This is a genomic window from Anoxybacillus eryuanensis, assembly GCF_051200995.1.
GTDB lineage: Bacteria > Bacillota > Bacilli > Bacillales > Anoxybacillaceae > Anoxybacillus > Anoxybacillus tengchongensis.
Genome location: NZ_JBPODS010000004.1, coordinates 74,728 through 100,896 on the forward strand (window position 1 = coordinate 74,728; position 26,169 = coordinate 100,896).

At 38.7% G+C, this 26,169-nt stretch carries 26 protein-coding genes; 4 read left to right on the plus strand and 22 right to left on the minus strand.

The features are described from left to right. Nucleotides 1-107: 107 nt before the first annotated feature. Both purU and HNQ84_RS06740 read right to left on the minus strand, forming a co-directional pair. On the minus strand, nt 108-1,007 hold the full coding sequence (gene purU / locus HNQ84_RS06735; RefSeq protein WP_435621592.1) for a formyltetrahydrofolate deformylase: 900 nt from the start codon (nt 1,005-1,007) through the stop codon (nt 108-110). A gap of 93 nt (nt 1,008-1,100) precedes the next feature. After that, a complete protein-coding gene (locus tag HNQ84_RS06740) occupies nt 1,101-1,919 on the minus strand; it encodes a formate/nitrite transporter family protein (RefSeq protein WP_435621593.1) in 819 nt (272 codons plus the stop codon). 241 nt (nt 1,920-2,160) lie between these two features. Here HNQ84_RS06740 and speE point away from each other — a divergent pair, with 241 nt between their 5' ends. Together speE and rpmG are read left to right on the plus strand one after the other, a co-directional pair. Then, on the plus strand, nt 2,161-3,009 hold the full coding sequence (gene speE / locus HNQ84_RS06745; RefSeq protein WP_435621594.1) for a polyamine aminopropyltransferase: 849 nt from the start codon (nt 2,161-2,163) through the stop codon (nt 3,007-3,009). 98 nt (nt 3,010-3,107) lie between these two features. Continuing rightward, the gene (gene rpmG, locus HNQ84_RS06750) at nt 3,108-3,257 is read left to right on the plus strand and encodes a 50S ribosomal protein L33 (protein ID WP_003397205.1); all 150 of its coding nucleotides are present in this window, start codon (nt 3,108-3,110) and stop codon (nt 3,255-3,257) included. Between the two features lie 162 nt (nt 3,258-3,419). On the opposite strand, the gene treR is transcribed toward rpmG, so the two are convergent. From treR to HNQ84_RS06785, 7 genes are all read right to left on the minus strand, one after another. Then, nucleotides 3,420-4,142, minus strand: a complete 723-nt coding sequence (gene treR / locus HNQ84_RS06755) for a trehalose operon repressor (RefSeq protein ID WP_032101737.1) — start codon at nt 4,140-4,142, stop codon at nt 3,420-3,422. A 27-nt stretch (nt 4,143-4,169) separates the two neighbouring features. Beyond that, nucleotides 4,170-5,834: an alpha,alpha-phosphotrehalase gene (gene treC / locus HNQ84_RS06760; RefSeq protein ID WP_435621595.1), complete on the minus strand. Its 1,665-nt coding sequence runs from the start codon at nt 5,832-5,834 to the stop codon at nt 4,170-4,172. Between the two features lies 1 nt (nt 5,835). Beyond that, nucleotides 5,836-7,239, minus strand: a complete 1,404-nt coding sequence (gene treP, locus HNQ84_RS06765) for a PTS system trehalose-specific EIIBC component (RefSeq protein WP_435621596.1) — start codon at nt 7,237-7,239, stop codon at nt 5,836-5,838. Nucleotides 7,240-7,400: 161 nt separating this feature from the next. Beyond that, nucleotides 7,401-7,787 carry a PilZ domain-containing protein gene (locus tag HNQ84_RS06770; protein ID WP_435621597.1) on the minus strand — a complete coding sequence of 129 codons (387 nt, stop codon included), beginning with the start codon at nt 7,785-7,787 and terminating at the stop codon, nt 7,401-7,403. A gap of 68 nt (nt 7,788-7,855) precedes the next feature. Next, entirely contained in the window at nt 7,856-10,252 is a 2,397-nt protein-coding gene (parC, locus tag HNQ84_RS06775; RefSeq protein ID WP_435621598.1) for a DNA topoisomerase IV subunit A, read from the minus strand. 4 nt (nt 10,253-10,256) lie between these two features. Further along, nucleotides 10,257-12,230 (minus strand): DNA topoisomerase IV subunit B, encoded by a 1,974-nt coding sequence (parE, locus tag HNQ84_RS06780; protein WP_435621599.1) that lies wholly within the window; start codon nt 12,228-12,230, stop codon nt 10,257-10,259. A 122-nt stretch (nt 12,231-12,352) separates the two neighbouring features. Continuing rightward, nucleotides 12,353-12,757 carry a CoA-binding protein gene (locus HNQ84_RS06785; protein WP_435621600.1) on the minus strand — a complete coding sequence of 135 codons (405 nt, stop codon included), beginning with the start codon at nt 12,755-12,757 and terminating at the stop codon, nt 12,353-12,355. Between the two features lie 137 nt (nt 12,758-12,894). On the opposite strand from HNQ84_RS06785, the gene plsY reads away from it, so the two are divergent. Both plsY and HNQ84_RS06795 read left to right on the plus strand, forming a co-directional pair. Continuing rightward, nucleotides 12,895-13,476 (plus strand): glycerol-3-phosphate 1-O-acyltransferase PlsY, encoded by a 582-nt coding sequence (plsY, locus tag HNQ84_RS06790; protein WP_183243267.1) that lies wholly within the window; start codon nt 12,895-12,897, stop codon nt 13,474-13,476. Beyond that, entirely contained in the window at nt 13,476-14,840 is a 1,365-nt protein-coding gene (locus HNQ84_RS06795; RefSeq protein ID WP_435621601.1) for an RsmF rRNA methyltransferase first C-terminal domain-containing protein, read from the plus strand. The genes plsY and HNQ84_RS06795 overlap by 1 nt, the downstream gene beginning before the upstream one ends. Before the next feature lie 27 nt (nt 14,841-14,867). Here the strand turns inward: HNQ84_RS06795 and HNQ84_RS06800 are convergent, their stop codons facing one another. The 13 genes from HNQ84_RS06800 to hypB all read right to left on the minus strand — a co-directional run bounded on the left by HNQ84_RS06800 (nt 14,868) and on the right by hypB (nt 26,169). After that, entirely contained in the window at nt 14,868-15,428 is a 561-nt protein-coding gene (locus HNQ84_RS06800) for a YpmS family protein (protein WP_435621602.1), read from the minus strand. A 3-nt stretch (nt 15,429-15,431) separates the two neighbouring features. Then, on the minus strand, nt 15,432-16,181 hold the full coding sequence (locus HNQ84_RS06805) for an SGNH/GDSL hydrolase family protein (RefSeq protein ID WP_435621603.1): 750 nt from the start codon (nt 16,179-16,181) through the stop codon (nt 15,432-15,434). Between the two features lie 66 nt (nt 16,182-16,247). Then, nucleotides 16,248-16,820 (minus strand): SCO family protein, encoded by a 573-nt coding sequence (locus HNQ84_RS06810; RefSeq protein WP_080730350.1) that lies wholly within the window; start codon nt 16,818-16,820, stop codon nt 16,248-16,250. A 13-nt stretch (nt 16,821-16,833) separates the two neighbouring features. Beyond that, the gene (locus HNQ84_RS06815; protein ID WP_435621604.1) at nt 16,834-17,676 is read right to left on the minus strand and encodes a DegV family protein; all 843 of its coding nucleotides are present in this window, start codon (nt 17,674-17,676) and stop codon (nt 16,834-16,836) included. 140 nt (nt 17,677-17,816) lie between these two features. Then, the gene (locus HNQ84_RS06820) at nt 17,817-18,068 is read right to left on the minus strand and encodes a YpmP family protein (protein WP_055441550.1); all 252 of its coding nucleotides are present in this window, start codon (nt 18,066-18,068) and stop codon (nt 17,817-17,819) included. A 97-nt stretch (nt 18,069-18,165) separates the two neighbouring features. Further along, nucleotides 18,166-19,434 carry a threonine ammonia-lyase IlvA gene (gene ilvA, locus HNQ84_RS06825; RefSeq protein ID WP_183243255.1) on the minus strand — a complete coding sequence of 423 codons (1,269 nt, stop codon included), beginning with the start codon at nt 19,432-19,434 and terminating at the stop codon, nt 18,166-18,168. Nucleotides 19,435-19,552: 118 nt separating this feature from the next. Beyond that, a complete protein-coding gene (locus HNQ84_RS06830) occupies nt 19,553-20,095 on the minus strand; it encodes a dihydrofolate reductase (protein WP_435621646.1) in 543 nt (180 codons plus the stop codon). Then, a complete protein-coding gene (thyA, locus tag HNQ84_RS06835; protein WP_183248680.1) occupies nt 20,055-20,849 on the minus strand; it encodes a thymidylate synthase in 795 nt (264 codons plus the stop codon). The genes HNQ84_RS06830 and thyA overlap by 41 nt, the downstream gene beginning before the upstream one ends. 92 nt (nt 20,850-20,941) lie before the next feature. Beyond that, on the minus strand, nt 20,942-21,934 hold the full coding sequence (hypE, locus tag HNQ84_RS06840; RefSeq protein ID WP_435621605.1) for a hydrogenase expression/formation protein HypE: 993 nt from the start codon (nt 21,932-21,934) through the stop codon (nt 20,942-20,944). 3 nt (nt 21,935-21,937) lie between these two features. Then, nucleotides 21,938-23,047 (minus strand): hydrogenase formation protein HypD, encoded by a 1,110-nt coding sequence (hypD, locus tag HNQ84_RS06845; protein ID WP_435621606.1) that lies wholly within the window; start codon nt 23,045-23,047, stop codon nt 21,938-21,940. Continuing rightward, nucleotides 23,028-23,255 carry a HypC/HybG/HupF family hydrogenase formation chaperone gene (locus HNQ84_RS06850; protein ID WP_435621607.1) on the minus strand — a complete coding sequence of 76 codons (228 nt, stop codon included), beginning with the start codon at nt 23,253-23,255 and terminating at the stop codon, nt 23,028-23,030. Before HNQ84_RS06850 ends, hypD begins: the two co-directional genes overlap by 20 nt. Then, nucleotides 23,246-25,525: a carbamoyltransferase HypF gene (hypF, locus tag HNQ84_RS06855; RefSeq protein WP_435621608.1), complete on the minus strand. Its 2,280-nt coding sequence runs from the start codon at nt 25,523-25,525 to the stop codon at nt 23,246-23,248. The genes HNQ84_RS06850 and hypF overlap by 10 nt, the downstream gene beginning before the upstream one ends. Next, complete coding sequence (gene hypB, locus HNQ84_RS06860) at nt 25,498-26,169, minus strand: hydrogenase nickel incorporation protein HypB (RefSeq protein WP_435621609.1); 672 nt, start codon at nt 26,167-26,169, stop codon at nt 25,498-25,500. The genes hypF and hypB overlap by 28 nt, the downstream gene beginning before the upstream one ends.

Here is a 26,169-nt window from a genome sequence, read left to right on the forward strand (position 1 = left end):
TCTCTATTTCCATTATAATTGAACATTTTTATTTTTATTCAGTTTTTATTTAGAACATAGTTTTATTATATAAATTCTAAAAAAAAGAAGAAGGGATTCCCCCTCCTTCATTTGAACACGATCGTTTTATTTTCATGAATAATTACACGATCTTCTAAGTGCCACTTTAGTGCACGAACAAGAACAGTTTTTTCAATCATACGTCCAATTCGTTTTAAGTCTTCTACATGATGTTTATGATCGACTCGCTCGACGTCTTGTTCAATAATTGGTCCTTCGTCTAAATCATCTGTTACATAATGAGAAGTAGCACCGATCAACTTCACCCCACGTCGATAAGCTTGTTCATATGGCCGAGCACCAACAAACGCTGGTAAAAACGAATGATGAATATTAATGATTCGCGCTGGAAACGTCGCAACAAAACGAGGTGACAAAATTTGCATATAACGGGCAAGCACAATCACATCAATATCGTATTCCTTTAACAACTGTATTTGTTTTTCTTCCGCTTCCTGTTTTGTTTCTTTTGTCACAGGTATGTAATAGTACGGAATGCCAAACGACTCCACTATTTCTCTCATGTGCTCATGATTGCTGATAACTAGTGCGAAATCTGCAAGTAACTCTCCCGCTTGCCACTCCCATAATAATTCTAATAAACAATGCTCTTCCTTTGAAACAAATATGGCCACTTTTTTCATATGCGTATGTAAACTCAATCGCCATTTCATTTCAAACTGTTGCGCTATTGTTGCAAATTCTCCTTCTATCGCTTCTTTTCTTTTCGATATATTTGGGGCGTCGAACTCGATTCGTAAAAAAAATGTACCACCTTCAGGATCTGTCGAATATTGACTCGACTCCACAATATTGGCCCCTTGTTCATACAGAAAAGTGGTAACGGCTGCCACAATCCCAGGTTGATCTGGACATGAAATAAGTAACCTTGCCCGATCTTCATATTTATCCATAAACTTTTGGACATGTTTTTGTTGAAAATACATTGTAACTCCCCCCGTAAACAGAAAAATGAGATAAAATAATAGCATTTATTATAACAAATAAAAAAATAGTCGAGAACATATCCCGACTATTTTTTACTTATTCAATATTTTTCTTACTCCAAACGCCCCTTTCCACGCAGGAGTAGACTGTTTATTAGATGAAAGATACGTGTATAACGCGCCCATAAATAATGAGCCACCAACGATATTCCCAAGCGTTACAGGTACGATGTTATGGATCATTCCTGCCACATGAATCGTATCTGGGTGTTGAACAGCCAAAGCAAGTGAAAAAATAACAAAGTTTGCAATAGAGTGTTCATATCCAGAAGCAAAAAAGACAAAAACAATTAAAATCATCGCAAATATTTTTGCGATATCTTCTTTCATTTGCATCGGAATAAAAATAGCTAAACAAACAAGCCAGTTACACAAAATCCCTTTGACAAACAATTGTGTCGTTGTTGCATGCATTTTTTTCAATGCAATCGCAAATAGTAAATGATCCGTCGGAATATCGTGAAAAATACCCGACTGTGCGATTAAAAAGGCAAAGAAAATCGCACCAAGCAAGTTCCCACCATAACACATTATCCAGTTGAGAAGCGTATCTCCGATCGTTGTTTCTTTTTGAAGCGTACTCACAGTAAAATACATTGTATTCCCTGTAAATAACTCTGCCCCTCCGTACATAATAAGAACAAGGGCAATACCGAAAAAGATGCCACTTACTAAATATGTTGCTGGTGAATGTGTCTCGTAAAAATATTGACCCAAACGAACACAAAGAATAAGAGCAAACCCGATATATACACCTGCTAAAGCAGCACGAATCACGTATTGAAGCGGTGATTTTTGCAAAATGGATCGCTTCTTTAATGCGAGCTCTTTACATGTCTGTAAAGCTTCCATTGTTCTCTCACTTCTCTTTCTCTTTTGTGATGTTTTTCACATTTATCCTACTCCTCTTTTTTCTGTTTTTCAATGCGTTTGTGTAAATGTTAAAAGAACTGTCAACACTTTATTTTTGTAAACGTTTGCGAATAAAATGGCTATTGCAATTTTTTCAACTATTGTTCTCATCCTTTGCAAACTCATGCACAAATGTATTAATATAAAAAAGGTGCAAAATACATTGTTAGAGGAGGAAGCTATGAACTACATAAAAGAGCAAAACGGACAGCTATGGTTAACAGAAGATGAGCGTGAAAATTTAAAAATTAGTTATCGTATTAAAGAGATCGTTTACTCAGAGCGTTCACCATTTCAACATGTAATGATTTTGGACTCATACGACTTTGGAAGAATGCTTGTGCTTGATGGAGTTGTACAAACAACTTCTATTGATGGACATATTTACAATGAGATGATTACACATGTTCCTCTTTCTCTTCATCCGTCGCCAAAGAAAGTTTTAATTATTGGTGGGGGCGATTGTGGAGCAGCTCGTGAAGTGGCGAAATATGAAGAGGTAGAAGAAATACATCTCGTCGAAATCGATGAACTTGTTGTTCAAGCCTGTAAAGAACATTTACCTGAAGTATCGGGAAATCTTTCAGATCCACGTGTGCAGTATGTATATAAAGATGGTGTTCAATTCGTTAAAGATCACGTGAATACGTACGATGTCATTATCATTGACTCATCTGATCCGATCGGCCCTGCTCAAGTATTATTTGAATATGATTTTTATAAAAGTGTGCATGAAGCACTCAAAGAAGATGGAATGATGGTTTGTCAAAGCCAATCGCCAATTTTCCATATGGACGTATTAAAACAAACATATACAAACATTCGTCATTTATTCCCACACGTTCACGTATATACGGCTACTGTTCCGACATATCCTGGTGGCCTATGGAGCTTTACTCTTGGCGCAAAACAAGCTGTTTCATTTGAGCGCCTTACCACATTTGCAAAACAAACGAAATACGTAAATGCTGATGTATTAAGCCAATGCTTTTGTCTGCCACAATTTATGAAAGAGCATCTTCAATCGTAGTCGGAATCATTCCGGCTACGATTGTTGACAAAAGTGTTTTTTTATATTACGATACAAAGCGTAATGATTACTATTTTCTTTAAAAGGAGCGTGCCCCTATGCGTGTGAAAGTCGTTTTACAATGTACAGAAACTGGCGATCGTAACTACATAACAACAAAAAATAAGCGCAACAACCCTGAAAGACTTGAATTAAAAAAATATTGCCCACGTTTGAAACGCCACACATTACATCGTGAAACAAAATAATGGGGCTGACTCAAAAGTCCCTTTTCAATGAAACTTCACTGAAGTATGTGAAAGAGACCACCTTTGAATCCCCTTGGTTTTACTGGGTTTTCGTGGTGGTCTCTTTTTTCATGTTTCCCCAGATAAGAGCATTACCGCTCTCTTGAGCCCACACCATTATTTTCAATGCAAATGAATGCGCCGCGCAAAATCAACGAATCGAAATTTATCAAGACGATGACGGGACTCTGTATATTGAAACAAACTCGCATCGTCTAAATAAACATAATTTCTTACAACGACAACGTGTGTATATTGTTTTAAATGCAAATACATACGATCTTCTTCTGTGCATTCTTCCACAAAAAATTCTTTTTTCGCAAAGCTGATTTTTAATTGCAATTCCTTCTCCAAATATTCATAAATGGACCGCGCACATATATCTTTAGACAAAAATGGAACAAATTTTTTATTAAAAAAGTCTTTGTCTAAAATAATGCGTTCATCTTCAATTTCTCGCACGCGCACAACTTTCCAAATATCTTCTCGTGCCGTGACATGAAGATGTTTTTTTAACACTTCATCAGGCTTGATCATTTCAAGCTGCTCAACAATTGTCCGCGATGGCTTTCCAAGCTTCTGTGCCAATTCCTTAAAACTAATTAGCCCAGAAATCGGGAAATCAAATTTACGTACATCTAATACAATTGAACCTTTTCCTTTAATTTTTTGAATATATCCATGCTCTGAAAGTAAATTGAGCGCTTTTCGAATCGTTTCTCGCGATGTTTCATATTGTTCAACAAGTTGATTTTCAGAAGGAATTTTCATCCCTGGTTTAAAAATTCCTTTTTCAATTTTTGATAATAAGTCATTGTAAATCGACAAGTATTTATTTTCACTCATTGTTTATCACCGAAAAATATTTTACCATTATTTTTTCAAGTAATAAACAATGGATTCATACGGACGTAGCGTCATTTGTTTAAATTCATTTGGTGAATCATCGTAGTTCGATAATAAAACTTGACTTGTATATTCGCTTATATCCATATGTTTTGGCCATTCAAAAACCGTTTCTTGTCCGTAAAAATTATTAATTACAACAAGCTTTTCATCGTTTCCATTGCGAATATATGCAAAAATGGAAGGATGATCTTCTAAAATGAGCTCATAGTCTCCTGTTGTAATGATGTCATACTGTTTACGCAACTGAATGAGTTTTTGATAATGATAAAAAATAGATGTTGGATCTTGTAATGCTTGTTGAACATTAATTTCTTTATAGTTATTCGCGACAGAAATCCAAGGCGTTCCCGTTGTAAAGCCTGCATGCAGCTCATCGCTCCATTGCATCGGTGTTCGCGAATTATCACGTGATTTTCGCTGTAAAATATGCAATACCTCTTGTTCACTTTTTCCTTGCTCTTTTAATATTCGGTACATATTTAATGATTCGACATCCCGATAGTCATCAATTCGTACAAATTTTGGATCGGTCATTCCGATTTCTTCACCTTGATAAATATAAGGTGTTCCTTGCATCATATGAATCGTTGTTGCTAACATTTTTGCAGATTCTTTATGATACCGTACATCATCACCATAACGAGAGACGATGCGCGGCTGGTCATGATTGCACCAAAATAAAGCGTTCCACCCACCGCCTTTATGCATATTCACTTGCCATTCTGATAAAATCTTTTTTAATTGCAAAAAGTCAAAATCGGCAACTGCCCACTTTTCTCCATTTGGGTAATCGACTTTTAAATGATGGAAATTAAACGTCATATTGAGTTCATGACGATCAGGATTTGTATATAAAATACAATGATCAATTGTCGTTGATGACATTTCCCCTACTGTCATCATATCGTACTTCGAAAACACTTCTCGATTCATCTCTTGTAAAAATTCATGAATGCGTGGACCATCTGTATAATATTTTCTACCGTCACCTGGAGGAAACGAGCCATCATCGTCTAAAAAGCGCTGATCTTTCGAAATTAAATTAATAACATCTAAACGGAAGCCGTCTACTCCTTTTTGTAACCAAAAATGCATCATATCGTATACATGCTTGCGTACTTCTTCGTTCTCCCAATTCAAATCAGCTTGTGTAACATCGAACAAGTGTAAATAGTACTGCCCTGTTTGTTCATCATATTCCCAAGCAGAGCCTCCAAATTTCGATTGCCAATTGTTCGGCTCATCTCTCCAAATGTAAAAATGACGATACGGGTTATCTTTCGATGAACGTGCTTGTTTAAACCATTCATGATCTGTTGATGTATGGTTTACAACAATATCCATAACAATTTTTATATTGCGCTTATGTGCTTCTTCAATAAGTTTTTCAAAGTCTTCCATTGTACCGTATGGCTCGTAAATTCGATAATAGTCGCTTATATCATATCCATTATCACGCTGCGGAGATTCGTAGATCGGGGTGAGCCAGATGGCATCAACCCCGAGAGTTTGTAAATAATCGAGTTTTTCTATAACTCCTTGCAAGTCACCAATTCCGTCACCGTTTGTATCTTTAAAACTTTTCGGGTAAATTTGATACACGACTGCTGTTTTCCACCATGGATGCATATTACTTACCGCCTTTCGTTTTTGCCAAGATGTATGTCAATGTAAACGGAACGATAAGCACAATGGCCATACCGATGAAAAACGGTACCCACTTGTCAGGGAAGATCGATAAAAAGCCAGGAAGTCCACCGACACCAATAGAAGATGCCTGCACTTTATTGATCGTAATAAAAATTCCCGCAATCGCTGAACCAATTAAAGCTGAAATGAATGGATAGCGGAATCGTAAGTTTACACCAAACATCGCTGGTTCTGTAATGCCTAAGTAAGCAGATACAGCGGATGTAAATGATAATCCTTTTAATTTTTCATCTTTTGTTGCAAACATCATCGCTAATGCTGCTGAACCTTGTGCAATGTTTGATAACGCAAGCATCGGCCATAAAAATGTTCCACCTGTGCTACCGATTAATTGCAAATCCACTGCTAAAAACGTATGATGCATTCCTGTGACAACAAGAACGGCATATAATCCCCCGTATACAAGACCACCTAACGCAGCAAAACGATCAAATAGCGAGACAAGACCATCTGTTAAAGCATTCGCAATCCCGAACGTCACAGGGCCAATTGCGATGAAAGAAATAAATCCTGTTACAAGTAAAGCGATTGGCGCAACAAGCAACAATTGAAACGCCTCTGGAATACGTTTTTTCAAAAATATTTCTAATTTCGCTAGCACATATGATGAAATTAAAATAGGTAATACTTGACCTTGATAACCAATTTTTTGAACGTCAAACCCAAATAAATTCCAATATGGCACAGTTCCTTCTTGAACAGCGGAAGCGTATGCCCATGCATTTAATAACGCTGGGTGAACGAGCATCAATCCGAGTACAATTCCAAGTAACTCGCTTCCACCAAATTTTTTTACCGCTGACCACCCAATTAATCCTGGCAAAAAGACAAACGCTGTGTTGGCAATTAAGTTAATCATATCAGCAACATCACGCCACTGTTTATGAACATCAACAATTGATTTTCCTTCATAAAAAATTCCTGGGCCTGTTAAAATGTTGTTAATCCCCATCAATAAACCGGCTGTGACGATAGCAGGTAAAATCGGAATAAAAATATCAGCTAACGTCTTAATTGCCCGTTGTAGCGGGTTTAATTTTTTTTCTGCAGCGTCTTTAATATCTTGTTTCGTTGCCCGACCAATCCCAGTCATTTCAACCATTTCGTTATACACTTTATCAACTAGTCCTTGTCCGATCACGACTTGGAACTGACCGTTTACTGAAAATGAACCTTTAACAATATCAATGTTTTCTAACGCTTCTTTATCTACTTTTCCTTCATCTTTTAACGCAAAACGAAGACGCGTCACACAGTGTGTAGCCGCGATGATATTCTCTTTCCCACCGACGGCTTGAACAATTTGCCCTACAGATTGTCTCATGATTTACTCCTCCTTAGTTAAAGCGTTTGCAACGAACGCCACCAACTTGTATATACAAGTTTATTGGTTGTCTTTATTTTAACCTGTATATACAAGTTAGTCAACCGCTCTCAAATAATTTTCAAAGAAAAAAGATGCCCATGTGGACATCTTTTTCACATTTATTTACTTTCTTTTTTTCGTGCATACATCGCTGCATGTCTTTTAATTTCACCAATTAATCGCATTTCTTCTTGTTTAGAAATCTCTAATGAAAGACCGTATTGAAACTCATTTGCATATGCTTTTTTCCAAATCACAATGCCTCGAACGGCTATTGGTTGATCAACAATCGTAAACTGTAACTCCACTTCGAGTTCACCTTTTGCGGAGTCGATCGGTAAATTTAAATTTGTCTCCAGTCGAATGCCACGTGGACTAATATCGTGAATTTCAGCTGCTCCTTTATCTGTTTCGACTTCTCGCTCACCAATACGTGTGATACGAAACGTACATGGGAGCGGTTGACCGAATTGATATCGAAAAGGTTCTTGACGTTTAAATCTCATCATAAATCCCCCACACACAAACTATACCTTCTTCAATATAATTGAAATCATAAATGAATGCAAGGGAATTATGACCATTTCACCCATGTATCCGTAACGTTACCAACTTCATCATAATCAAGCACGTATGTCACATTGCCATATCGATCGCTTAATCGTAGTTCGTCAACGTTGACTTCTTCAATGATCCCTTTCTCTGTTTTTAAAACAACATGTCCATGTGAAAGGAAATGACAATTTACTACTCGATGTGGATTTGTTTTCACTTCTTTAATAAGAAGCTGGCCCCGTTTCGCGCGGGTCGATTCGTCGATTTCCGTTCTAGCTATTTTTTTCACCGCCCCGCGTTTTGTCACAAAAACAACATTTTCTTCTGTCGCCTGTTGACCAGAAACGACACAGTCTCCATCTTTTAAATGGATTCCTTTTACTCCTGCCGCTCGAACACCAACTTCTCCGATTTCTTCTTCTTGAAATAACAAACCGTATCCGTATTGCGTCATGAGAAATATACGTCCAAACCCATCTGTTCGATACACATGGACAACTTCATCATCCTCTTTTAATCGCATAGCTACAAGTGGCTTAGAATACCGTTGCGCCTTATAATGAACGAGGTTTGTTTTTTTCACTAATCCTTGTTTCGTAATAAATAATAAATATCCGTTTGAAAAATCTACAATCGGGATGGCGCTAATTAGTTGTTCATCACGATCAAGCGGGATTATATTAGAGATGTGCTGACCGAGATCTTTCCAGCGAATGTCAGGAAGTTCATAAACAGGGCAATATAAGTAATTTCCTTTGTTTGTAAATAACAGCAACGTATGTGTGGTATTCATCTCAAACATCCCGAGTAACCTATCTCCCTCTTTCAGTCCAATATCTTGTCCGTTAGAGGCGCTGTAAGAGCGAAGACTTGTTCGTTTGATATATCCATCTTTTGTAACTGTGACGATCACATCTTCTTCTGGAACAACAACGTTCATTTCGATTTTAATTTCTTTTATTTCTTCTTCAATCATCGTTCTCCGCTCGTCACCGTACATTTTTTTCATTTTTCTTAAGTCAGCTTTAATTACAGATAGAAGTTTTTTCTCGCTATCTAAAATAGCTGTTAATTCCTCGATTTTGCGATTTAACACATTTGCTTCTTCACGCAAATCATCAATATCTGTATTTGTTAGACGATACAACTGCAATGTAACAATTGCTTCCGCTTGAGGCTCTGTAAATCCATAGCGATTCATCAAATTCCCTTTGGCGTCTTTTTTATCTTGTGAAGCGCGAATCGTTGCGATGATTTCATCCAAAATGGATACAGCTTTCATTAATCCTTCTACAATATGAGCACGCTCTTTTGCTTTTCGTAATTCATAACGCGAACGATTAGCAACCACTTCTTTTTGATGTTCAATATATGCATCTAATAGTTGTGGTAAACTTAATAACTTTGGGCGACGCTCATGAATAGCAACCATATTAAAATTGTACGTGATTTGCAAATCTGTGTTTTTATATAAATAGTTTAAAATGCCCTCTGCATTCCCGTCTTTTCTCACTTCAATGACAATGCGTAATCCTGTACGATCTGTTTCGTCACGCACATCAACAATTCCGTCCAATTTTTTTTCTAGACGCAATTCATCAATTTTTTTAACTAAATTCGCTTTATTCACTTCATAAGGAATTTCTGTAATAACAATCGCTTGTTTGCCACCTTTTCCTTGCTCAATCGTGGCTTTACCACGAATAATGATTTTTCCCCTTCCAGTTTTGTAAGCTGTTTTAATGCCTTCTTTTCCTTGAATAATACCGCCAGTTGGAAAATCCGGTCCTTTTAGTACAGTCATTAAATCATCAACCGTACAATTTGGATGATCAATACGCATAATGACTGCATCAATGACTTCTCCTAAGTGATGCGGTGGAATTTCTGTCGCGTAACCAGCTGAAATGCCTGTTGAACCATTGACAAGCAAATTCGGAAACATCGCTGGCAACACAACCGGCTCTTTGCTTGTATCATCGAAGTTCGGTACAAACTCTACTGTTTCCTTATCGATGTCGCGCAATAATTCAGATGCGATGGCAGATAATCTAGCTTCTGTATAACGCATCGCTGCTGGTGGATCTCCATCAATACTTCCGTTATTCCCATGCATTTCAATGAGCACGTTTCTTACTTTCCATTCTTGACTCATGCGAACCATCGCTTCATATACAGAAGAATCGCCATGCGGGTGGAAATTACCAATGACATTTCCGACGGTTTTGGCTGATTTGCGAAACGGTTTGTCGCACGTATTCCCGTCTACATGCATCGCATATAAAATGCGACGTTGCACCGGTTTTAATCCATCACGCACATCAGGCAGAGCACGTTCTTGAATAATATATTTACTATATCGACCAAATCGGTCTCCTAATACATCTTCAAACGGTAAATCTAATACTCGTTCCATGTACTTATTCCCCCTCGGCTGTCATCACATGATCGTTTTCTAAAATATTCATATCTTCTTCCAAACCAAATTGCACATTCGACTCAATCCATTTTCTTCTCGGCTCCACTTTATCACCCATTAATGTCGTTACACGACGTTCAGCACGTGCTGCATCATCAATACGAACACGAATAAGTGTTCGCGTTTCGGGATTCATTGTCGTCTCCCATAATTGATCTGCATTCATTTCACCAAGTCCTTTATATCGCTGAATCGTATATCCTTTTCCTATCTTTTTCAAAATAGATTGTAGTTGTTCATCTGTCCACGCATATTCAACCACTTCTTTTTTGCCAATTTTTTTGCTTACTTTATAAAGTGGTGGAAGGGCAATAAACACTTTACCAGCTTCGATGAGTGGTCGCATGTAACGGTAAAAAAAAGTTAACAACAACACTTGAATGTGTGCCCCGTCCGTATCTGCGTCAGTCATAATGATGACTTTATCATAGTGAATATCATCGAGCGAAAAATCAGCCCCTACACCACCGCCAATGGCATGAATAATTGTGTTAATTTCTTCATTTTTAAAAATATCAGCTAGTTTCGCCTTTTCTGTGTTAATGACTTTGCCGCGAAGAGGCAATACGGCTTGAAAACGACGATCACGACCTTGTTTAGCTGAGCCACCCGCCGAGTCTCCCTCGACTAAATACAATTCATTTTTTTGTGGATTTCGTGTTTGGGCAGGGGTTAATTTTCCACTTAATACATGTTCTTTTCCTTTGCGCTTTTTTCCAGATCGTGCTTCTTCCCGTGCTTTTCGTGCAGCCTCACGCGCTTGAAACGCACGAATCGCCTTTTTAATTAACATCGTTGCAACATCCGGATTTTCATTTAAAAAGTACGTCAGTTTTTCACTAACGACCGCTTCAACAGCCGAACGAGCCTCAGGTGTTCCTAATTTGCCTTTCGTTTGCCCTTCAAATTGCAAAAGTGCTTCTGGAATGCGAACAGAGATGATAGCAGATAATCCTTCGCGGATGTCTGTTCCTTCTAAGTTTTTATCCCTTTCTTTCAATAAACCTACTTTTCGTGCATATTCATTAAACACGCGAGTCATCGCTGTTTTAGCCCCAATTTCATGCGTCCCTCCATCTTTCGTTCGAACATGGTTCACAAACGAAAGCATGTTTTCCGCATATCCATCATGAAATTGGAAGGCAAACTCGACTTCAATATCACTTTGCTCACCGGTAAAAAATACAACAGGGTGCAGGACGTCTTTTTCCTCGTTTAAATATTGTACAAACGCCTCAATTCCACTTTCGTAACAAAACGTATCGCGCAAGCCTGTTCGTTCATCGTATAATTCAATTTTTAAGCCTTTTAATAAAAATGCAGATTCTCTCAATCGTTCGCTAATCGTTTCATAATGAAACGTCGTCGTACTAAAAATCGTTGGATCTGGTTTAAATCGAACTGTTGTTCCTGTATGTTTTGTTACCCCAATCTTCTCGAGTGTAGTCACAGGCTTTCCGCCGTTTTCAAACCGTTGATAATATATAAATCCATCGCGTTGAATTGTCACTTCTAACCACTCAGACAAAGCATTAACAACCGAAGCCCCAACACCATGCAAACCGCCACTCGTTTTATATCCTCCCTGACCAAACTTTCCTCCTGCATGTAAAACCGTTAAAATGACTTCTGGGGTTGGTTTTCCTAATTTATGCATACCTGTAGGCATCCCACGCCCTTCATCTTGCACGCTAATACTTTGGTCATTATGTATCGTTACAATAATACGCTTCCCGTATCCAGCAAGCGCCTCATCAACTGCATTATCTACAATTTCATATACAAGATGATGCAAACCACGACTATCTGTACTTCCAATATACATCCCCGGCCGTTTACGAACCGCCTCTAACCCTTCTAACACTTGAATAGCGTCTTCGTTATATGTAAGAAGTTTCTTATCTGTCACAATCATTCCCCTTTCACAACAAGAACATTTGTTTCTGTTTTTTCGACTTTCTCTATTTTAACATACATTCGTAAAACGTCCAACGTCATGAAGAAAAAGAACGACCATTGCAAAAAGAATGGTCGTTTTTACCGTGTGAGCGCATGTTCTACTTTGATGCAGCGATCCATCACAACCGTATATCCTTTTTCTGTTAAATCACGATACACGCCTTCATCATATACACCTAATTGCGTCCAAAACACGTCTGCATCTATTTGAACAAATTGCTCAGCGATTTCACGTAAATGTTCGGAACGACGAAACACATTTACAATATCTACATGTCCTTCGATATCCGTTAACGTAGCAACAGCCGGAATACCTTCCCATTCTTTAATAAGCGGGTTAACTGGAATGATTTCATATCCTGCTTCTTTCATCGCTTTTGCAACCATATAAGACGTACGCTCCGGACGATCTGACAATCCTACCACAGCAATTCGCTTTGCCTTATTTAAAATTTGTTTGATTTGTTCACGACTTGGATTCATGTCATCTACCTCCCTATGATAAACTAGTATTTCTTCATATAAAAAAATAATCCTGCCTTCATTTTTTAAAAAAGCATGTTACAATAAAAGCATGACCTCTGTATGGGGCAATATTAACGAGGTAAAGGGTGCATAGGATGTCTATTTTGCTTATGATCATCGGTTATTTACTCGGTTCAATTCCGTTCGCGTTGATCGTTGGAAAAGTAGGGTACGGAGTTGACATACGTGAACATGGGAGCGGCAATTTAGGTGGAACAAATACGTTTCGCGTACTCGGTGTAAAAGCGGGATTAATTGTTACGATTGCGGATATTTTAAAAGGGACGTTAGCCGCAAGTTTGCCTGTATTGTTTTCTGTAGATATTCACCCGCTTATTACAGGTATGTGTGCTGTGTTTGGTCATACATATCCGGTGTTTGCCCAATTTCGCGGTGGAAAAGCGGTTGCTACATCTGGTGGAGTATTGTTATTTTATTCACCCGTTCTCTTTATGACGATGTTAGCTGTCTTTTTTCTCATTCTATATATATCAAAATACGTCTCGCTTTCGTCCATGTTAACAGGCGTGTATGCGACCGCTTATGCATTTGTATGGACCGATGATGTTCCTTTGCGCATTGTCGTCATATTATTAACACTTTTTGTCTTTTATCGTCACCGAGCGAATATTAAGCGTATTTTAAACAAAACAGAACCGAAAGTGAAGTGGTTATAGTGACTACATGTCATTTACCAAAGGAATTTGTAACCAAAATGAATGCTTTGCTTCAAGATGAAGCGGAGCGTTTTTTTGCGACATACAATGAAGGAAAAGTCAATGGTTTGCGGGTCAATTCATTGAAAGTATCACCATCGACATTTTCAAACATGAGCCCATGGGAACTTGAGCCGATCCCCTTTTGTCCTACAGGATTTTATTATTACAACGCTCAGCCTGGGAAACATCCGTACCATGCTGCTGGATTGTACTACATTCAAGAACCAAGTGCCATGTTCGTAGCTGAAGTGCTCTCACCATCTCCAGAAGAGCGAGTGCTCGATTTATGTGCAGCACCAGGAGGAAAAACAACACAGTTAGCTGCCTTAATGAATAACGAAGGATTTTTACTAGCAAACGAAATCCATCCAAAACGCGTCAAAGCTTTATCTGAAAATATTGAGCGACTCGGAATTACAAATACTGTTGTGACAAATGAAACTCCTGAAAAATTATCGGAAACATTTGAAGGATTTTTCGATAAAATTTTAGTGGATGCCCCATGTTCGGGAGAAGGCATGTTTCGAAAAGATGGGGAAGCGATCGAATTTTGGAGTTTAGAACACGTTCAAAAATGTGCACAAACACAACGACACATTTTATCATGTGCTTATCAGATGTTAAATGAAGAAGGCACGCTCGTTTATTCGACGTGCACATTTTCCCCAGAAGAAAATGAACAAATCATCGACTGGTTTTTAGCGACTTACAACGACATGGAACTCGTTCCAATCGAAAAAGAACACGGGATTCAACCAGGTGTTGTCAATTGGACGAACACATATAACGAACAAATCGCACATACTGCAAGGCTTTGGCCTCATCATCTCCAAGGAGAAGGGCATTTCGTTGCCAAAATGCGCAAACGAGGAGAAGCAAAACGATGGAATGGAAAAGTAGCCACTTCTAACGTATCTAAAGCAATACGGCGTGATTATGAAACGTTTATAAACAATATAATCCAAACGACAATAGATGGGACGCTTTACGCATTTGGGACGCATATATTTGCTCTTCCTTATTTATGCCCACGTTTAGACGGCTTAAAAGTCGTTCGCCCTGGTCTTCATATCGGAGAATGGAAAAAAAATCGCTTTGAACCAAACCACGCATTAGCAATGGCATTAACAAAACAGCAAGTACAAGCATATCTGTCTCTCACGTTTGAAGAAAGTCTCCGATATATGAAAGGAGAAACATTACAGACGAATAACGATCGGGGGTGGATATTAATCACTGTTGATGGATATTCACTTGGTTGGGGCAAAGAAGTCAAAGGAGTTGTAAAAAACTTTTATCCTAAAGGATTACGAATCAAATAGGATGTCCCTCAAACGAGAGACATCCTTTTATTTTGTTATCGTGACTGTAAAGGTGATATCATTTTTATTTAAATCGAACGTTTTCGCCTTTAACACGAATCCTTCTTTTATGCGAATGTTACTTACAACAATATAAATGCGCTCGTGTTTCGCATCGATTTTCACCCAATTTGGCAATGAAGCATGTTTATTAATATACGTTAACACATATGGCACAGGTAAACGAAGTTGCCCAAACGTCATCGTCGGATGAGCAAGTACAACGTGTCCGTTTTCATCCACAGTTGGATCAAATGCCATGGTCAAATCGACTGTCTTTCCGAATACCGGAATGGCGCTTGTTATATACAAACGATCAGCTAATTGAACACTGTAAGAAAAATTCCCCTTTTTTCCATGCTTCTGAATATAGTCGTTCACTAGCGTATTTAAATGTTGTTTTGATGTTTGAACAATAAATGTCGGACCTTTCACACTAACGTTCGGAATATGTGGAGAAGACGATGATTGAAACATATAAAAAAATAATAACGCCACCACTAAACTATTTATTCCTAATAATCCAAAAAACAATACTTTCCACTTCACTATTTATTCTCCTATCCATTCATGTTGTTGTAAGTATTCATATATACGTTTTGCAATTAGTTCATAGCCACGGGTGTTCGGATGAAATTGATCGTCATACAATATATTGTCACGCTCTTCAAACAAATCGACAATAGGTACAAAGAGCGCATCATCATAACGGGAGAGCACTTCTTCACTCCCCTCGTTCCACATCTGTATAATCTCATTCATTTCTGGTATATTTGGGAAAGCTGTGGAAAACGGGTTGTATAACCCGACGAGTACAATATAAGCATCTGGATTGATATAGCGAAGCAGTTGCAATTGCTCATCAAGTCGAGAAGCAAACGCCTGTTGTTCTTTAACAAACAACTCATATGTTAAAGATAAAAAATGTGAACGAACAACTTTCATGACATCGTTTCCGCCAATTGTGATCAAAATAAGATCTGCTTTTTGAATGACCAGTTCATTTTTCGTGATAATATCTGTTAGTTGTTCACTACGTAACCCTCGCTTACCAAAGTTTTGCACGAACACTTCACTTACATCTTCACGTTGTTCTAAATATTGCTTGACTAATGTGACGTAGCCACCTTTACCATCCCCTACCCCCTCCGTTAACGAATCGCCTAACGCCACAACATGTAAATCACGTGGCTTTATTTGTTCCTGTTCGTTTTCTTGCATGGTCGTTGGGGCAGTAGTTGTAGAGGTAGAGGAACATCCGACTAAACATACACAAAAAAATAGAAGAAGCAATCTGTTCATATAGGATCCCCTCTCTATAAAAGAAAAGACAAAAATGACAGGGTCATCATTTTTGTCTGTATCATGTTATTTTTGTAACATGTCAATATGTTTTAAAATCTCTTCAAAAGGCACATTGTTTAGACCGCTATAGTATTTTACAATTGTCCCGTTTTGATCAACAAGATAAAAATCTGTGCCGTGGATGACTTGATCCCCTTCTTGTGGCTTTTTTACAACTGCTTTAAAGTTTTTTTGAGCAAAACGCTCAATGTCTTGTTGAGCGTATCCTGTAAGTAAGTGCCAATTCCCTAAATCTCCTTGAAACTTTTCGACATACGCTTTTAACGCATCTGGTGTATCGTTTTCAGGATCTACACTAAATGAAACAAAATGAACATCTAATCCTTTTTCCTTGGCCATTTTTTGTAATTTCGCCATATTTGCTGTCATCGGTGGGCACACATCAGCGCATCGTGTGAAAATAAAATCAGCTACCCACACTTTTCCTTTTAAATCAGCTAGCCCAAACTTTTGACCATATTGATCGGTAAATGTAAAATCTTCAATTGGCCAATTTTTTGCATCTGGAATCGATTGCTGGCAGGCAACAAGCAAGAATAACAGCGCAACGAACAACCATAAACGTATACGTTTCACCTTTTATGTCCTCCTATTCCGTATAGTACATAAACCCTATTGCTCCTGAACCTGTATGTGTTGAAATAATTGGGGTTGTATATACGATGTCTGTTTTTGTCCATCCTGTTGCTTCTGCAATTGACTGTTTTAATCGTTCGCTTAAATCAAGAGCGTCTGCGTGAGCAATGCCTACTGCTCGGATCGTTTTTCCTTTCGTATGTTCAACAAATTGATTTGTTAAATATTTGACGATTTGAGAATGACTGCGAACTTTCGTTACAGGCGTATACACCCCATCTTCTAATGAAGCGATCGGTTTAATGTTTAATAGCGACCCAATCATCGCTTTTCCTCTTCCAATGCGTCCACCTTTGACAAGATTTTCAAGTGTATCAACAACGACAAATAAATGTGTATTTGCGCGGATCACATCAAGACGTGAAACAATTTCTGCTACCGTTTTTCCTTCAGCAGCCATTTTTGCCGCTTCTAACACTTGAAAGCTAAGCGCAAGGGAAATGAAACGCGAATCGATGACTGTGACGTTCGCCTTTGTCATAGCCGCTGCACTTTCTGCTGAACGCACAGTACCGCTCATTCCACCGGTCATATGAATCGAAATGACGTCGTACCCCGCTTCTCCAAGTTCATCATATACTTGCAAAAACTGCCCTGCAGATGGCTGGGAGCTTTTTGGAAGTTCGTTTGCTTGTTTCATTTTTTCAATAAATTGTTGTGGGGTTAAGTCAATACCATCTAAATATGTTTGGCCATCAATCGAGATAGATAATGGAACAACACGAATGTCCCACGCTTCAATTATTTCCTTTGACAAATCGACTGTAGAATCTGTTACAATTTTCACTTTACTCATTTTTTCACTTCCTGTATTTCATTCTAAAATTTCGTACGGTGAAATTATATAATAAAATCGTCCTGTATGTCGTCGTTTTCATAAAATTTTTTATAAAAAAAGAGCTGATTTGCACATTAGCAAAACAGCTCCTTCGTCATTTATGCATTGTTTTTTAAAATTTCAGATTTAAATATTTGTTCATATACCGGCCACTTCAACACACGTTTTAAATAGTCTTTAAACGAATACACCTTCTTTGGATTTTTATTAGCATACACTTGTGCAATAAACGTTTGCAACCGCACTTTGACAATAAATTGATAAAGGTTATCGTCCTCCAATACCGGAATTTCGATAATTTTCACTTTTTGCCCATCTACGTTTTTAAACTCTAGGCTTTTGAATAACAAAATATCAATCCTCTTTTTTGACCGATTTATTTATATTATACACGATTTTTGTGTTGAAGTATGTCACATTTCGTCATCGATTTATAAAAAATTTTTGTCAAATGAGTAAATGGAACAAACTACTATCTTTATTCACTTCCATAAATGGAAAACCTTTTTTCTTCATCCGTTCAACAAGTGGACCATAATCTTCGCGACATTTCAATTCGATACCAACGAGTGCCGGACCACTATCTTTATTATTTTTTTTCGTATATTCAAACAATGTAATGTCGTCTGTCGGTCCTAGCACTTCATCAAGAAATTCACGTAAAGCTCCAGCACGTTGTGGAAAATTCACGATAAAATAATGTTGAAGACCTTCATAAATCATCGATCGCTCTTTAATTTCTTGCATGCGTCCGATGTCATTATTTCCTCCGCTAATAATACAAACAACGGTCTTGCCACGAATATGCTCTTTATATAAATCAAGCGCAGCAACAGGCAACGCTCCAGCAGGCTCCACTACAATAGCATTTTCATTATAAAGCTGCAAAATCGTTGTACATACTTTTCCTTCAGGAACGACAACAATATCGTCAACGATGTCTTTTGCTAATGCAAATGTTTTTTCACCCACACGCTTTACCGCTGCACCATCTACAAATGGATCAATTTCATTTAAAGTAATTACTTCCTTTGCTTCAAACGATTTTTTCATAGAAGGAGCCCCTTCAGGTTCGATACCAATCAATTTCGTCGTTGGTGAAATGCTTTTTATATACGTACCAACACCAGAAATAAGCCCTCCTCCACCAATACTTGCGAACACATAGTCTATCGATTCTTCGCAGTCATTTAAAATTTCAACTCCGACCGTTCCTTGCCCAGCAATGACAGCTTCATCATCGAATGGATGGATAAATGTTCGTTGCTCTTTTTTGGCACAAACAAGCGCTTGTTCATAAGAATCATCAAATGTATCGCCAACTAAAATGATATCAACAAATTCCCGACCAAAAAATTGTACTTGTGATACTTTTTGTCGTGGAGTAGTAGATGGCATATAAATTTTACCATGCACACCGAGTGCTCGACACGAATAAGCGACACCTTGCGCATGATTGCCTGCACTTGCGCAAACAATTCCGTTTTTCTTTTCTTCTTCGCATAAACTTTTCATTCGATAATATGCACCGCGAATTTTAAACGATCGAACGACTTGTAAATCTTCCCTTTTAAAGTATACGTGGCAATCATAACGTTCTGAAAGCAATTCATTTTTTTGCAAGGGGGTATGATACACAACATCTTTTAACGTTTGATAAGCAATTAAAATATCTTCTACATATACGCCATGTTTTCGTTTTACCTGTTGTTCCATCTTCTCGTTTCCTTTCCATTTGTAATTGTTAAAATTATGTTATTCTAAAATATATCATATTTTCGGATAAAGAAAAGTAAATTTTCTAAAAATTAATCAAAAAGATGAAGCTCGCCGACTAGCGAGCTCGTTCATATATGCAAAATGTATGCGGGTAACGATTTTTTTCATCTTGCACACCAGGTTGAGCGGTACGAAGCGCCCATTGTTTTTCATCGATTGGCGGAAAAAATGTATCGCCTGTAAACGTTGCGTCGATATGTGTGACATACAGTCGATCCGCTAGCGGCATGGCTTGTTCAAATACTTGTGCTCCTCCAATGATGAACACATGACCATATTGTTGTTCGATTTGTCGAATGTTATCTATCGAATGAATGACTTGAACATTCGAATTCACTAAAAACGTTTTGTCTCGTGTCAATATTATATTGATTCTCCCTGGGAGTGGACGACCAATCGATGCAAACGTTTTTCGTCCCATAACAATAGGATGTCCCATAGTTACACGTTTAAAATAAGTCAAATCTGCTGGTAAGTGCCAAGGTAACGTATTGTTATAACCAATAACTCGATTTCGATCCATCGCCACAATAATTGAAATCAATCGACTCACTTCCTTATACTGACACGTCCGCTTTAATATGCGGATGTGGATCATAGTCAACAATTTCAAAATCTTCAAAACGATATTCAAAAATAGAAGCTGGTTTTCGTTTTATTATTAATTTCGGAAGCGGGCGCGGCTCTCGCGTTAATTGCAACTTCGCTTGTTCAATATGATTCATATATAAATGAACATCACCGCCAGTAAAAATAAGTTCTTTTGGCTGCAGATCGCATTGTTGGGCAACCATGTATGTAAGTAGCGCATAGCTTGCGATATTAAACGGAAGACCTAAAAATGTGTCAACAGAGCGTTGCTGCCACATGCATGATAACATTCCGTTTTCAACATAAAACTGAAAAGCATAATGACAAGGTGGCAATTTCATATCGTCTAACTCCGCGACATTCCACGCACTGACTAAAAGGCGACGTGAATTTGGATTACTTTTTATTTGTTCGATTACTTCGCTAATTTGATCAATCGTCCGGCCGTCTGCTCCCCTCCATGAACGCCATTGTGCACCATATACTGGTCCTAAGTCTCCATTTTCATCCGCCCATTCGTCCCAAATCGTTACACCATTTTCTTTTAAATAGCGAATATTCGTATCCCCGCTCAAAAACCAAAGTAATTCATGAATAATGGAACGAATATGTAATTTTTTTGTTGTAAGTAAAGGAAAGCCTTCTCGTAAATCAAAACGTAACTGACGCCCAAATACAGAAAGCGTGCCCGTTCCCGTACGATCGTCTTTATACACACCGTTTTGTAAAATATCTTCAAGTAATTGTAAATATTGCTTCATGATACCCTCACCCTTTTTTATTTACTGTCATTTATTATGACATAAAGCAGAAAAGTAGGGAAGACAAAAAACCGTAGGATTTGCCCTACGGTCTAACAAATACGAGGTAACATAAGTCCAGTTAGTCGGTATAACCGTCTTGTTGTACCGAGTGGTGTCCGCAATAACAACTGCCCTTTGTTTGTTGCTCGAACTGTTCCGATCACAGTCGCGTCTTTTCCTTCTGGTTGGGAACGAAGTGCATCAAGAACTGCCTGTTCATCTTCTTTTGGTACGATCATGACTACTTTTCCTTCATTAGCTAAGTACAGCGGATCGAAACCGAGTAGTTCACATGCACCTTCTACTTCTTTTTTTATAGGGATACGTTCTTCTTCCAACTCAATCGTTACACCAAAATCTTCACAAATTTCTACAAGAGCTGTTGCTAAGCCACCGCGGGTTGGATCGCGCATCAGCCGAATGTGCCCGCTTGCTTTCAACGCTTTGGAGATAAGGGGATACAATGTTGTACAATCGCTCTCAACTGTTGATACAAGCCCTAATTCCCCACGAGCAACTAATATAGCTACCCCGTGATCACCAACTGAACCGCTCACAATGACCGAGTCTCCTTCACAAATTTTCCGATCAAGCGGACGTGAAATGACACCAATCCCTGTTGTATTAATATATAATCCGTCTGCACTGCCTCGCTCAACAACTTTTGTATCTCCTGCCACAATCGTCATATTCGCTTTTTTCGCTTCTTCTGCCATTGATTGAACGATCGTTTTTAAATCACGAATTGAAAAACCTTCTTCAATAATAAAACCACATGTCAAAACTTTCGGAACCGCTCCAACAACCGCTAAGTCATTTATTGTTCCCGCCACCGCTAATTTCCCTATATTTCCACCCGGGAAGAAAAGAGGTTTAACGACAAAACTGTCTGTTGTCACAGCGAGCTCATGTGCCCCTAACGTCAATGTAGCAGAGTCAAATTTGGCATAATGATCGTTATGAAACATAGAAACAAACACATCTGTAATTAGTTTGTGGGCTAATTCCCCTCCATCTCCGTGAGCGAGCGTAATTCGCTCCATTCATTATTCCTCCCTCATATATTGATAATACGCCGCGCAGCTACCTTCTGATGACACCATACATGGACCAATCGGTTTTAGCGGTGTACACGCTTTTCCGAACAATGCACACTGCGGTGGATCAATGAGACCCCGAATGACTTCTCCACAACGACACTTTGTTCGACGTGGTTCACGCGTTGAAACAGAAAACTTTATCTTAGCGTTAAATTGATCATACTCCTTCTTAAAATCCATTCCACTTTTGGGAATAACACCAATTCCACGCCATGCCTCATCGCACAATGTGAAATAATGGTTCATCCAATATTTCGCTTGGTTGTTTCCTTGTTCAGTCACGACACTTTTGTAATCGTTTAATACAATAGCACGCTGTTTGAGTGCCAACATTAATAAATGGCGAATCGCACTTAACATATGTAACGATTCAAATCCACTAATTACTGCAGGCATACGGTATTCGATTGCTAAAAAATCAAAATGTTTTCTTCCCATCACCATAGATACATGTCCCGGAAGTAAAAAGCCGTCTAATAGCACTTCTTCATCGTGAAGCAATTGTCGCAAAATCGGTTCGACGAGCTTTGTCGACATCCACATCGAAAAATTGTGTACTTTTTTTTCTTCGGCTTCTTTTATTGCCGCTGCTAAAATGGGGATAGTTGTTTCAAACCCTATGCCTAAAAAAATAACTTCTTGATTCGGATGTTGTTCAGCGATACGAACTGCATCAACGGGGGAATAGACGACTCGCACATCTTTTCCTTCCGTTTTCTCTTGCATCAACGTTCCGTAAGATCCAGGAACTCGCATCATATCACCAAATGTACAAATGATTCGATCTGAGCCGTCTGTCAAAGAAATCATGGCATCAATTGTTACTTGATCAGTCACACAAACAGGACAGCCAGGACCCGAAATAAGACGAACATATCCTTCAAGCGCTTTTTTGATTCCCGTACGAGCAAGTGCCATCGTATGCGAACCACATACCTCCATAAACGAAGGCACTCGTCCGAACGTTTGTTGGAACTGACTCGCTAACATCCGTACTTCTTGGAGCAACGTTCGACTGAGCGCTAAGTGAGTTGGTCTATCCATCACGTCTAGCATCGACTAGCTTCCTCCATTCTTCTAAACTTTCTTTCGCATATTGCTCATCAATAATGGACATTGCTTGTCCCGCATGTACAATGACATAATCACCAATTTTCACTTCAGGAACAAAAATAACCCCGACATTCATTTGCGATCCCATCACATCGACTAATGCAGAAAAACCGTCAATATGTAACACTTTTGCTGGTACTCCTACACACATACACGTTCCCTCCTATGTGCCGCAATCATTAACTGTCCGAGCGCTAGTCCCCCATCATTGCAAGGTACTTTTTGATGCGTATAAACACATAACCCGAGTTTGTTCAGTTCTTGTCGAAGACGTTTTGTGATATAGCGGTTATGCATGCTCCCTCCAGATAACACGATGTTTCGTTCGTATGTTGGATATTGTTGTAAAGCTAAACGAATCATTTCAACAGACGCTTGAACGACCGTTTCATGGAAGCGACCAGCAATGGTATTCGTTTGCTCATGAGCTTCAACATCTTTAATTATGGACCGCCACATCTCCGTCAAATCAATCTCCCATTCATCGCACTTCTTTACATGAAATGGATAAGTCTCATATATTTTTGTATCATCGATTAATTCAGAAAGTCGAATCGCTGCTTCTCCATCGTATGTACTATGTGTACAAACGTGTAAAAAAGCGCTAACCGCATCAAACAGTCGACCACATGTACCTGCTAAAGGGGAATGTAACCCTTTTTTAATCATTTGTCTTAATACACGCACGTCGTTCGCTTGTTCTATAAATCGCTTCTCCGCCAACGAGTATCCTTCTTCGCCGAAATAATAACCAAGCATGCCGACTGTCGTACGCCAAGGCTCTTTTATACAACGTTCTCCACCTGGAAGTGGAGTATATGTTAAATGTCCGAGTCTTTTATACTGTGTAGCATCTCCGTATAGTAACTCAAAGCCCCATATATGTCCGTCCTCTCCATATCCTGTTCCATCTAAAATGAGGCCAAAACAAGGGGAGTGGATATGATTTTCCTCCATGCATGAAACCATGTGCGCATGATGATGTTGGACAGCTACAACATCAACATTCCATTGTTTTACAATATTCCACGTTTCATAATTTGGATGTAAATCGACAGCGACTACTTTCGGTGTCACTCCCATCCATGTGCGTAAATGTTCGTATTCCCGTTGGAAATGTTCCATCACCTCTACATGCTCTAAGTCACCAATATGAGGACCTAAAAAGATTTGATGATGTCTACCAAACGCGAATACGTTTTTTTGTTGTCCACCAAGTGCTACAATTTCATGTACATTGTGTTTCGTCCACAATGGATCTGGAACGAAACCGCGCGCTCGCCGAATAAAATGCATCACACCATTTTCTACTTGAACAACTGAATCATCAATCGGATGAACAATCGGACGGTTATGTATAAGAAAATAATCAGCAATGCCTTGTAAATCACGCAAAACTTGTTCATCTTCATATATAATCGGTACTCCCGAACGATTCGCACTTGTCATCACAACGACAGGCAATTGCTTATCAAGCAATAAATGATGAAGCGGAGTGTACGGTAACATCACTCCAACCGTTTGTAGCCCAGGAGCAACCGATGGAGCAATCATTGTGTTTCTTTTCTGTTTTATCACAACAATGGGAGCTTCCGGTGAAATTAATAATTGTTTTTCTTCTTTCGTTATTTCACATAATTGCTCTACTATGTCAAGTGAAGCAGCCATAACAGCTAACGGTCGATTTGGGCGTTGTTTTCGCAAACGTAATTGTTGAACTGCCTGTTCGTTAGTCGCGTCACAAGCTAAGTGATAACCACCTAACCCTTTCACCGCAACAATCGCCCCCGCACGTATATATTGCTTCGCTTGTTCAATCGCATCCCCTTGCACGATTTGACCATCTGCCTTCAATAATGTAACAGATGGGCCACATATTGGACAAGCAATAGGTTGAGCATGATGACGGCGATTCATAGGATCTTCATACTCTTGTTCACATCGCTCACACATTTGAAATGAATGCATCGATGTAAACGGGCGATCATACGGTAATTTTTCAATAATCGTGTACCGAGGACCACATTGCGTACAATTGATAAATGGATAACGATAGCGATGATCATTTGGGTCATTCATTTCCCGTAAACAATCATCGCAAACAGCCGTATCGATCGGAATCACGAGCGAAGAACTTCCTTTTCGTTCGCTTGGAATAATAGAAAAATCTTTAAACGCACGCCATTGTGCTATAGTTACAACCATCTCATCAATACGAGATAATCGCGGTGCCTGGATAGGTAAAACGTGAATAAACTGGTCGACTGCATCTGCATCGCCTTCAACATGAATAAAAACTCCGTCCATATTGTTTTGTACAGTTCCTTTTACTTGATATCGTTGGGCAAGCGCGAAAATAAAAGGACGGAAGCCAACTCCTTGCACTCGTCCTTTTACTGTGATGTTGACTGCTTTTTGCATTGAGCAACCCCTTCTCGAATCCAATGTAGCCATTCATCCATACCTTCACCGCTTTTTGCAGATAACGGTAGTAACTTAGACTGCGGATTAATACATGATAAGTCTTCCTTTGCTTGTTCTACGTTAAAATCAAGATATGGCAATAAATCGATTTTATTCAGTAAAACAAGCTCTGTTCTCATAAACATCGTTGGGTATTTCGGAATTTTATCATTTCCTTCTGGTACACTTAATACTGCCACTTTATGTTGCTGTCCTAAATCATAACTAGATGGACAAACAAGATTACCTACGTTTTCAATAAACAAAATATCTAGATGTTGAAAATCAAATTGCGGTAGCACAGCCGCAATCATGCGGGCATCTAAATGACATCCTCCGTGTGTATTAATTTGTACCGCTTGCGCACCAAGAGCACGAATGCGCTCTGCGTCTTTTTCCGTTGCTAAATCTCCTTCGATGACACCAATGCGAAATTCATTTGCTAATACTTCGATCGTTTTTTCTAAAATGGTCGTCTTTCCTGCCCCGGGTGAGCTCATTATATTGATTACAAGCGTATTTGTTTCCTCAAACAATTGGCGATTAAACGTAGCTGCCCGATTATTGTTTGTTAACACATCAACTTCTAATGTAATTTTCAT

Bases quoted from the DNA above. Each gene is read 5' to 3' on its own strand.
- purU (WP_435621592.1), bottom strand. From the start codon at position 1,007: ATGTATTTTCAACAAAAACATGTCCAAAAGTTTATGGATAAATATGAA.
- HNQ84_RS06740 (WP_435621593.1), bottom strand. From the start codon at position 1,919: ATGGAAGCTTTACAGACATGTAAAGAGCTCGCATTAAAGAAGCGATCC.
- speE (WP_435621594.1), top strand. From the start codon at position 2,161: ATGAACTACATAAAAGAGCAAAACGGACAGCTATGGTTAACAGAAGAT.
- rpmG (WP_003397205.1), top strand. From the start codon at position 3,108: ATGCGTGTGAAAGTCGTTTTACAATGTACAGAAACTGGCGATCGTAAC.
- treR (WP_032101737.1), bottom strand. From the start codon at position 4,142: ATGAGTGAAAATAAATACTTGTCGATTTACAATGACTTATTATCAAAA.
- treC (WP_435621595.1), bottom strand. From the start codon at position 5,834: ATGCATCCATGGTGGAAAACAGCAGTCGTGTATCAAATTTACCCGAAA.
- treP (WP_435621596.1), bottom strand. From the start codon at position 7,239: ATGAGACAATCTGTAGGGCAAATTGTTCAAGCCGTCGGTGGGAAAGAG.
- HNQ84_RS06770 (WP_435621597.1), bottom strand. From the start codon at position 7,787: ATGAGATTTAAACGTCAAGAACCTTTTCGATATCAATTCGGTCAACCG.
- parC (WP_435621598.1), bottom strand. From the start codon at position 10,252: ATGGAACGAGTATTAGATTTACCGTTTGAAGATGTATTAGGAGACCGA.
- parE (WP_435621599.1), bottom strand. From the start codon at position 12,230: ATGATTGTGACAGATAAGAAACTTCTTACATATAACGAAGACGCTATT.
- HNQ84_RS06785 (WP_435621600.1), bottom strand. From the start codon at position 12,757: ATGAATCCAAGTCGTGAACAAATCAAACAAATTTTAAATAAGGCAAAG.
- plsY (WP_183243267.1), top strand. From the start codon at position 12,895: ATGTCTATTTTGCTTATGATCATCGGTTATTTACTCGGTTCAATTCCG.
- HNQ84_RS06805 (WP_435621603.1), bottom strand. From the start codon at position 16,181: ATGAACAGATTGCTTCTTCTATTTTTTTGTGTATGTTTAGTCGGATGT.
- HNQ84_RS06815 (WP_435621604.1), bottom strand. From the start codon at position 17,676: ATGAGTAAAGTGAAAATTGTAACAGATTCTACAGTCGATTTGTCAAAG.
- ilvA (WP_183243255.1), bottom strand. From the start codon at position 19,434: ATGGAACAACAGGTAAAACGAAAACATGGCGTATATGTAGAAGATATT.
- HNQ84_RS06830 (WP_435621646.1), bottom strand. From the start codon at position 20,095: ATGATCCACATCCGCATATTAAAGCGGACGTGTCAGTATAAGGAAGTG.
- thyA (WP_183248680.1), bottom strand. From the start codon at position 20,849: ATGAAGCAATATTTACAATTACTTGAAGATATTTTACAAAACGGTGTG.
- hypE (WP_435621605.1), bottom strand. From the start codon at position 21,934: ATGGAGCGAATTACGCTCGCTCACGGAGATGGAGGGGAATTAGCCCAC.
- hypD (WP_435621606.1), bottom strand. From the start codon at position 23,047: ATGCTAGACGTGATGGATAGACCAACTCACTTAGCGCTCAGTCGAACG.
- HNQ84_RS06850 (WP_435621607.1), bottom strand. From the start codon at position 23,255: ATGTGTGTAGGAGTACCAGCAAAAGTGTTACATATTGACGGTTTTTCT.
- hypF (WP_435621608.1), bottom strand. From the start codon at position 25,525: ATGCAAAAAGCAGTCAACATCACAGTAAAAGGACGAGTGCAAGGAGTT.
- hypB (WP_435621609.1), bottom strand. From the start codon at position 26,169: ATGAAAATTACATTAGAAGTTGATGTGTTAACAAACAATAATCGGGCA.